The 2653-nt window shown below is 53.2% G+C and carries 1 protein-coding gene; it reads right to left on the reverse strand.

Annotated features, from left to right (window positions below):
* A partial coding sequence (locus V6D20_06410; GenBank protein ID HEY9815419.1) for a hypothetical protein occupies nt 1-2303 on the reverse strand: 2303 nt, incomplete at its 3' end.
* Nucleotides 2304-2653 lie beyond the last annotated feature (350 nt).

A 2653-nucleotide genomic window follows, 5' to 3' on the forward strand; every position in this document is an offset into this window, starting at 1 on the left:
CCCTCTTGACCGGCTGCTATGATCTGGGTGCCGGGGATGGCATTGGTCTCGCTGTCGAAGTCAATAGGCGAGTTGCCGCCCGGGAAGCCGGGGCGCATCAGCTCATCATAGAAGGCGCCAAGCTCTTTTCGTTTAGCACCAACACCAGCATCAAACCCATCCACCTTGGTGGCATGGCGGCCGATCATGATATCGTGCCTCAAGGCATCTGCCCAAGTAGAATAGTGTCCTGTCAGGTAGCCTTCATCGAACAGGTAAAGACTGAACCCGGCGCCAGCGATTTCAGAATTAAGTGAGGCGTTCCTGCCTTCACCACGATCACCTGCTATGTCTTCTCTTTCGTGGTCAATGCTGATCGTGAATTTGTCGTCGGGGTTGAACACTAGAGCTTGATTGCTCTGGTTCTCATTATTGAACCAATAGACCTCAGGAGAACAATTGTGGTCGTGCCCAACTGGAGCTGAGTTTTTCATGAGAAACACTCCGTATGGATCCCACGAATTGACGGAATCCATGATGGTTTCTCCCAGATTCAATGTTTGGCCATCACCCGCTACATTCGCGGCAGTCGTGCTTGGAATGGAAAAGACCTTCACCTCTCCAGGTTCAAAGGTGACGGGGTTTTTTGCCAGTCTCATGCTGATTAAAGGGCCGCCCCCTTGGCCGGCACTTGTGCCGGTGCCTGCGTTGTTCGCGTAGCCGAGATTCATCCAATTGTATTCGTAGACATCCCCGGTTGCACGATATTTTCGAACTCTGAAGCCCATAGGTGGAGACCCGTATCGCAACAACAGGCTGTTATCCATGACGAGAGGAATGTTGTAAGGATTCCACAGCGTCACTAGAGGCTGGATGCCAAGCTTCATTTTGTGAGTGTCGCTGTCTCTGATGTAATCCATGTTGTTGTACCAAGTTTTTTTGCCAGTGGTCCATGGCTGCTTATCAACGATGTCTTTAACCCAGTCGCGCTCAGCTTGCGTGATCGGCTCCGCAGTAAATCCTACGAGAAATTGAACTTTGGTGACAACAGGACGCCGGTAGAGAGAGGTGTATTCTCGAATGAGCATCTGCTGATTTTTGTTCCCGCCATCGTAGTCAGGGGTGTTGATTTGGAGAGTGTTCGAGAGTGCTGATGAGGAGTAATGGACGCCTCCTCTGCGGTTGTTTCCATAGGTTGGCTGGTGATCATATAGCTGGTAGTAGGCCGCCAGGTCCTGGATGGGGACTCGGGAGTTGGCTCGGTTGTCATCATTGGCATTGCCCAGATATGGAAAGCGCGGATCGTCGAATGCATAGAGCATGTATTCGGGGCCATCATCCGCCAGCTCGATGGGTTGTTCAAGAATGGTGCTCAGATCCCTTTTGAGTCCGCCTTCGCGGACATCTGCAAGAACTCCGGTCGAGCGCGTGGTTACGGAATGCAGGTTGGCCTGGGCGGGGCTGCCAGTGGCATTGGGCAGCAGGTCAAGGGTGAGGTGGCTGGGAAGCGAAGCGTGCCGTTCCTCGATGGTCACGTTCTCAAGACCGGTGGCGATATTGGTGCCGGTGGCTGCCGGTGCCTGGGTGCGGTAGATCTGTTCTGCATCCGTCAGCGTGGAGGCCGCGCGATAGGAATCATACATGATCGAGGCCTTTTGGCTTTGGTCGCTCACCCAGTAGGCATATCGACCGACGTTGCGGTTATCTTCATCGGCGATGCCGACAAGGGGAACCGACACGTGGTCGGCGGGCAGCGCGCTATCTCCCAGTGAACCCTCGGCGACCAGTTTGATGGCGGCGGCACTTCTGGCCGGCATGGTGCTTGCAGAGCTGAGATCCACCGCGATGGAGCCGAGATAGTTGTTGGGCATGGATACCAGCCATGATCTGAAGTAATCATCCTTGCGATTGTACTCAGGACGCATGGCATTGTCCGATGGGGACCCGATGGTCCGGTGCTCGCTTGCCGAGCCGGGATAATTCGGATTAGTGTTTGCATCGGCGAGAGGGCCGGCGATCCACGAATCCCAGACACCGACCCAATGCGGATTGGCCACTGACATATTGCGCAAGACTGCTCCGTTGGCAGAGACCCGTTGGTCGGGACCCAATTCGTACTGCAGTCGGTCAATGGCCATCATCAGCGCCATGCGGGCATTGGAGCGGGCACGCTCTTCCGCTGAGTTGATCGCGGCACTCTTGATCGAGATGGTGGACAAACTCAGGAGTCCGACGGCGATTACGGACATGAGGACCAACATCGCGACGGTGACAATCAGCGAAAAACCTTGGTTTTTTTGGGGGGGGAGGCTTTGGAACTTCATATACTGAAGAGCGGGTTTATTGAAACGACTGAGGGATGCTCAATGGGCACAAAGTAAATACAATATAAATCTCCACCCTCAAAGCAGATTTTCAAGCTGTAGAGAGTAATATTCACTGTTTTTGTTGTTAATCAAAGCCGTCTTGATTTCTTGAGCTTTCGCTTGATTGGATCAATGCAAGCCATTGATAATGAGCGGTTTGATGCTATTGACGGCTTCAATTTCAAGAATGTGATCGCGAGAGTCCAATACGCCGTCTTCGTCCAATCCAGTCCTGCGTCAGGATCGGTGTGGTCGGAAATTGAGCAAGAATTGCCCGATATGCCAATACTCATGGGGGAGGTTTCGAT

This window comes from Candidatus Obscuribacterales bacterium (genome assembly GCA_036703605.1).
Taxonomy (GTDB): Bacteria; Cyanobacteriota; Cyanobacteriia; order RECH01; family RECH01; genus RECH01.